The organism is Burkholderia sp. BE17 (genome assembly GCF_009362305.1).
Taxonomy (GTDB): Bacteria; Pseudomonadota; Gammaproteobacteria; order Burkholderiales; family Burkholderiaceae; genus Burkholderia; species Burkholderia pyrrocinia_C.
Map to the genome: position 1 here is coordinate 44767 of NZ_WHNU01000060.1, position 6312 is coordinate 51078.

The following is a 6312-nucleotide window of genomic DNA, read 5'->3' on the forward strand; positions in this document are numbered from 1 at the left end:
GCTTCGCAGGCTTCGACGACAAGATGATCGAGATGTATACACGCGGTATGAGCGCGGGAGATTCAAAGTTTTTTTGCCGGAGATGTACGGCATCGAGATATCGCCGGACTTCATCAGTACGGTGGGGTACGAAATACCCCGATCGCCGCACTCTGGCGCCGGGCCTGGGATCAAGTAATTCCGTTCTATGCCTTCGCGCCCGACATCCGGAAAATTGTATATACGACCAACGCGATCGAGTCGCTGCACATGCAGCTTCGAAAGATCATCAAGGCGCGTGGCCACTTCCCGTAGGACGAGGCCGCACTCAAACTGATCTGGCTGGCGCTGCGCAACGTTGTGGCCAAGTGGACCGGTTCCCGGCACGATTGGAAGAGTGCCATGACCCAGTTCGCGCTGCTTTACCCGGAACGATTCAACATTGGAGTCTGAATCTCAACCCGCCTCACACACGGAATTCCGGATACCTCCCTCTATCACTTTTCCACTGACCAGCAGATACCAGCCTATATCCTTCGCCGCGCACCGACATGAGACGGTGACCGTTCTCGCCATTCAACTTGAGCTTGATGCGCAGGCGTGAAATGTGAACGCGTATGTTGTGCGGTCGAGGCTCTTGTATCGAAACACCCTCCCACATCACGCGCCAAAGATCGTCAAATGTGACGACACGCAAATACTGAGAAAACAGCAAATGGGCGGCACGATACTCCATTCTCGTCAAAAGAACCGGCTCTGGGCCGAGACAGACTCGATCACTACCAAGAAAAAAAATACCCGAATCATGGGACTGCTTTCTTGAACCGAGATAAAATCCGTGGACCCGACGTAACAGAGCCTCGAGGCGGGCAATGATCAGGTCGTACGAGACCGGCCAGTTGAGATACACATCTGCTCCTGCCATCAGAGCAGCGACCATCTCACTCTCAATCTCTCTTCCCACGATGATCAACGGTGTTCCCGAAAAGGCCGGATCGTTTCTGAGTTGCTCGACCCACGGACCGATCGGCTCATCAACCGTCGGTTCCATCACCAGAACAAGATCAACGACTGCCTCGCGCATATACTCCACCAGCGCATCCCGCGTATCAAGCTCGGCGGTCAAATAGCCGAACTTGGCCAGTACATTGGCCAACTCCCGCCGACGAACCGAATTCCCATCCACTACCGCGCAACGAACGACCGCACGACTGATCGAACACGACGGCATTGATCCCCCCTTCTCATTGTCATTGATTCGATGACGGTGTCTCATTTCATCGGAACGACACCACCGTCAGCTACCCGCGCGATCAGCTGCAACTCATCCCACTTTCGTATCGACATCCCCGCCGGTTGAATCGCTATCCGATTCAATCCGAAAATCCTCCGGATCGCGCCCTTGCATCCAACGCGGTCGCTTCCCGCGACCCGACCACGTCGCTCCCGTAGCCGGATCCCAATATCGTGGTGGAATACGCCTGCGTTGCCCAACGCTCAACCGTACTTCGACCTCTCGCGCTGTGATTTCATATTCCCGCATGAGCTTGACGATCTGCTCGACGACATCATTCCGGATTGCCGCGCGTCGTACCGCAATCCTCGTCTCCAGAGCAGATATTTGCGCCCGGAGCATATGCAACGACTCACTCGACATCTGTCCTCCGTTAACCCGTTACATCCGAGTGCAATTGCCGAACGATGGGTAGAATAGCAACCAACGCCAACACGACCATGAGCGTCATTTGTGAGACTAGGCATCGCCAAATAATTTCAAAATTTCACTTTTCTTCTTCGTAACTTTTAGATATCTATCCGACGAACGGTCAAATTCGGAATGCGCTCATTGCTAGATGCGCGGAGCTGTTGAATGAGACGAACCGCCTTGTTTAACTGCGCCTGTGACGCGAGTCGTTGTGCTTCGAGTTGAGCTACCTCCTTCCTAACTTGCTGTTGGCGGTTACTCACAAGCTGCGTCTGTTCGAGATGATTGTCGAGATCGGTGCGAAGCCGCTCCGCCTGCGCTTCAGACTCCTCGATCATCGCGACCAGTTGTTTGTTCTGTGCTTCTAACTGCGCGCGTCGCAACTCAATGTCAGCAAGCCGGACCGCCTGCTCCTCGAAATGTCGAAAGGCTACCTCCGCTGATTCAAATTCCATCGCATTCAACGCGCGCCAGATACGTCCGTCCTGGCTAAGCGTGATGTAGTACGACAGCTCAGTACGGTACAACAGTAGCGACACGACGTAAGAAAACGTCTGCAATGTTCGAAGGGTGGTCAGGGCATCGCGCGTCATCATCGCCTCAACTTCAGCGATCTCCGCAGTCTGAACGACCCGCGAGCTGCCTTGCGGCAATACGGCACTCGCCCTCCCGAGTGGCTGAGCAGTATTCGCGGCACTCGAGAAAGCGTCCGCCTGCTCCGACACTTCCATCGCCGCATACGCTGTATCGACCGCCCCGGTCTCCACGCCCGCAGTAGGAGGTCGCCTAATATGCAACTTCATGATTAATTTCCTCATTACAGGATTTCCGCAAAAGCTCCTGCGACCTGACGCTCTTTATGGTTGAGCCGAATATTTGATTCGACGGTTCTCAAATCGTCCAATGGTCGTTAAATCGCTCGAAACGATCTTTTCCGCACCGCATCCCTGCGTTGCAAACAACACGACAGAGTTTCGTCTGCCAAAAGACGAGCACGCACTGCGTCTTCCCGCTACGCATTGGCCCCGAGCGCGTTTCTGCCACCCATGCTATTTGCGTATCCCGCTACATCAAAAGTGGCCCGGTGTCAGACATCGACGCAAGCCTTTAGTAGCAGCGCAGATTCATCGAGACTCTCGATCGCCGATGCTGGGACATGGCCCTAAGAGCGCCCGCAATCGATAATCGGTGCGTTCAGCACGTGTTCTGGGTCGTTCGGCTCACACGGACGATCACCATCTATTGCCCCGACTTTGACTTATCAAGGGGTCTGACAAATTGGACGGGAACGTTGCGAACCTGATGTCTCGGACCAATTGCTTTGCGAGCGAGCCGGTTACTATCCGACTCAACAGGAATACGAAATAAATATGAAAATTCCTGGCAAAAAGCGTTTCGGAATCGAATGGACAGGCGGTAGCGAGTCGCACGAATCACGCGTATGCGAAGGGAGACCTCGACCACACGAATATGGTCACATCGTCTCTTTCAAACGGCAGGAGCACCGGACCGTGCCGCGTGACGACACATGGCGATCTCGAGATGGATTCCCTGTTCCGCTATGCTGCGGATCATGATCGGCATCGCAAAATACTGCGAATAGGGCTTCAGTATAGTGAGTCTTCACAGCGGAATGCAACAAAAACGTGTACCTCGAACATACAGACATTGCATTACGTAAGACCTCTACCCCAAACGCGTGTCCCTCTCACTACTGCGTGCGACGGGTGGCAACGGCGCGTCCGAAATCTCTTCAATGTCCGTGAAGCAGCGTCACTACGTCGACGTTGAGCTCGCGAAAATATTGACCCAGCGCGCGATAGTCCCTCGGTGACCGACCCCGCCTTCGGGCACACCGCGCTGGATCGCCAATCAGTACGGCGCAATGAGCGCCGCCGGCGACTGCAAACGGATACGGATAGTTGAGGGTGCAAGCGGTGATCTTGCTGGCATCTACCGGCTCGCCATCTAGACGCGCATAGCGACCAAGCCGATTCACCACGTCCGCGATCGTCCGCGCGGTAACGCGGCCCTCAAGACTTCGCGTATTGCGTCATGCCACATCAGGTGTGTTTCCATCGTCTCCGAAACGGCCGTGGATTGCAAGGTAGCGCGGCCGCGTTGTGCCGAAATTTCCGGCGCGCACGCTGGTCTGTGCCGAAACTGGCCCAACCGGCACTTGCACGACCATCGGCAATCGACAGACTGCCAAAAATAGCGTTCGAACCGCCTATACCCCGGGGCTCGCAACTACCACGAAGGATCATGTGGAAATCGATCTCGATGACAATCTCACCATCGCCGCGTCGAAGATTTCCTCTAGAAGTCTAGATTTTCAAATAATTTCTGCGTGGATACTCTGAAATCGCGTTTGACTGGGATCGGCGAAATCCACCTACATGCCTTTCCCGGAATTTGGAGTTAGGACCGCAATCCTGCAAAGGATTGTAGTCCTAAGTGTCTTCAACCGGATAACTGCAAAGTTATCCTCTCGCTTGAGATGAGGAAACATGGTCACTCCTGAGATGTTCGAACGAGCCCACATTGACGATATCGCAGAGGTCGAGGCTGCCCCCGGCATCTTCATCAAGATGCTGCACCACACCGACGAGGGCGTGATGGTTCGCCTGATTCGATTCGCCCCGGGCGCCGTCCTCCCTATGGAGGACACTCACGACCTCGGTCTGGAAATCGTCCATGTGCTCGATGGCACTCTGACCGATAATGCCGGAAGCTATCCCGCAGGTTCGATTCTGTATGGCAAGAAGGGCTCTTCGCACATCCCGGCGAGCGTCGAAGGATGCACGATCTTCTCCATCAATTTTGTCGACTAACTGACGGGAGTGCCATGAGCGCAGACAGCATCATCCAGTTCTTACGCTGGTACGCGGGCGAACGACTCAGCTCGCGCCTCATCGACGAACACCGACGGCCGCCGGCCTCACTGCCAGCCGACCTGGCTTCCGGAGGACTGCTCGGCCTGAGGGTCGGCGCAGAGCACGGCGGCCAGGGCCTGTCCGCACGCGACACCGCCCGCGTCCTCGAGCAGCTCGGAGCAATCGACGGCAATGTGTCGCTGCTAACGACCGTGCACAACGCAGTGGGGGTCGACCCGATCCTCGCTTTCGCGGACCAAGACACCAAGGACAAGGTGCTTCCTGTCCTAGCCTCCACGGGGGCGCTTGCTGGCGTGGCGGCGACGGAGCCAGAAGTCGGCACAAACTTCCAGGCGATGATGTCGCGCGCAGTGCGCGATGGTTCCGATTACGTCATCAACGGCACCAAGTCGATGATTTCGCTGGGCGGCTGGGCTAAGTACATCAACCTCACGGTGCGCCTTGACGACAGCCTGACCACCTTTCTGGTGCCGACCGGCACTCCGGGGTGGGTACCTGTCTCCGAAGCCCTCACGGTGGGAATGAGGGCCGTGCCGCAAAATCACATCGAGATGCGCGACATGCGGCTCGACGCCGATGCTGTCCTCGGCGGGGTCGGCAATGGCGCGGCTGTTGCGACGCACGCTTTCCAGGCCGGCCGCTGGATGCTCGCTGCCGGAATCGTCGGGACGATGAAACGGTGTCTCCAGCTGGCCACACGTTACGTCTCGCGTCGTACCGTGGCGACCGGCCCGCTGTTGAGCAATGGCCGGATTGAGCAGATCCTGAGTGATTGCGTCGCTTCCGTCGAAGCGGTTGACGCGGTCACTCGCTTGATCTATGACGGCCTCGACGACGGGAGCGTCGTCGATCCCACGTACTACACGGTATGCAAGATCATCAGCGGCGAACTGTCGTGGAGCGTTATCGACACTTGCGTGCAACTTATGGGGTGGCGCGGATTCCTTGACTCGAACCCCGTCACGCAGAACTTCAGGGATTACCGAGTTCTGAGGGTCTTCGAGGGTTCCACGGATGGAATCTCCGGCTACCTCGGACGTTCAGTGCTGAAGAACCCAGGAAAGCTGCACACCCTCTTAACTAAGGACTTTCCGGCCGCAGATTTTCTTGCACCCCTCTGGTCGGTTCTTGAGGAAGCGTCTGCATCATTCCCGTCACTTTCCCAGCAGCATCAGCACCGTCTCGCGGCCCGGACGGCCAATGCCGTGGCGTGGGCAGTGACCGCAGCAGCACTCCAGAAGGAAGGCGGCGAACTTCGCGCTCACACCTTCGAGTGGGCCACACGTAGCTTCTCGGATGCAGTGCATGCCATGGGACGATCGCACCACGAGGACGCTAGCGTGGTCGCCTCCGCGAAGCTCTCGGAACACATCGGTTCCTACGAGGATCAGATCGGCGACATCGAGCAGACATACGGTGGTGAGATACACACGCTCGATCCGCTCTTGCAGCGCCCCTTGTAGGAGTCTTTGTGGTAGCTCTTCTGGACTGGCGGCTCGACATCTGGCGGCGCCTTGATCTCGGCTCGTCGAGTACGCCGGTCTACCTTGTAGGCGTACCAAAACACGGAAATCCTGACACCCCCTGTGCGCCCGCTTAGGGACTGCGGATTCAACCCGTCGATGCAACGAATTGATGAAAGCGCTCAGCCGGTGTATCGAAGTCTAGCGTCTTTCGAGGACGCTCATTGAGCCGCTTGGCAACAGCGTTGAGCGTGGCCTGTGAATAGGC

The 6312-nt window shown here is 56.7% G+C and carries 5 protein-coding genes and 2 pseudogenes; 3 read left to right on the top strand and 4 right to left on the bottom strand.

Annotated features, from left to right (window positions below; genetic code table 11):
* Positions 1 to 122 precede the first annotated feature (122 nt).
* Positions 123 to 432: pseudogene (locus tag GD429_RS42245) on the top strand (transposase); the annotation flags it as partial.
* A gap of 13 nt (positions 433 to 445) precedes the next feature.
* Here the strand turns inward: GD429_RS42245 and GD429_RS36620 are convergent.
* From GD429_RS36620 to GD429_RS36630, 3 genes are all read right to left on the bottom strand, one after another.
* The gene (locus GD429_RS36620; RefSeq protein ID WP_193727303.1) at positions 446 to 1135 is read right to left on the bottom strand and encodes a response regulator transcription factor; all 690 of its coding nucleotides are present in this window, start codon (positions 1133 to 1135) and stop codon (positions 446 to 448) included.
* A gap of 168 nt (positions 1136 to 1303) precedes the next feature.
* Positions 1304 to 1636, bottom strand: coding sequence for an H-NS histone family protein (locus tag GD429_RS42250; RefSeq protein ID WP_152864640.1), 333 nt, complete (start codon positions 1634 to 1636; stop codon positions 1304 to 1306).
* 146 nt (positions 1637 to 1782) lie between these two features.
* The gene (locus GD429_RS36630; protein ID WP_193727305.1) at positions 1783 to 2487 is read right to left on the bottom strand and encodes a DUF2968 domain-containing protein; all 705 of its coding nucleotides are present in this window, start codon (positions 2485 to 2487) and stop codon (positions 1783 to 1785) included.
* 1707 nt (positions 2488 to 4194) lie between these two features.
* Here GD429_RS36630 and GD429_RS36635 point away from each other — a divergent pair.
* Together GD429_RS36635 and GD429_RS36640 are read left to right on the top strand one after the other, a co-directional pair.
* On the top strand, positions 4195 to 4518 hold the full coding sequence (locus GD429_RS36635; protein ID WP_152864644.1) for a cupin domain-containing protein: 324 nt from the start codon (positions 4195 to 4197) through the stop codon (positions 4516 to 4518).
* 14 nt (positions 4519 to 4532) lie between these two features.
* A complete protein-coding gene (locus tag GD429_RS36640; RefSeq protein WP_193727306.1) occupies positions 4533 to 6044 on the top strand; it encodes an acyl-CoA dehydrogenase family protein in 1512 nt (503 codons plus the stop codon).
* Between the two features lie 148 nt (positions 6045 to 6192).
* Here GD429_RS36640 and GD429_RS36645 read toward each other — a convergent pair.
* A pseudogene (locus tag GD429_RS36645) lies at positions 6193 to 6312 on the bottom strand (IS30 family transposase); the annotation flags it as partial.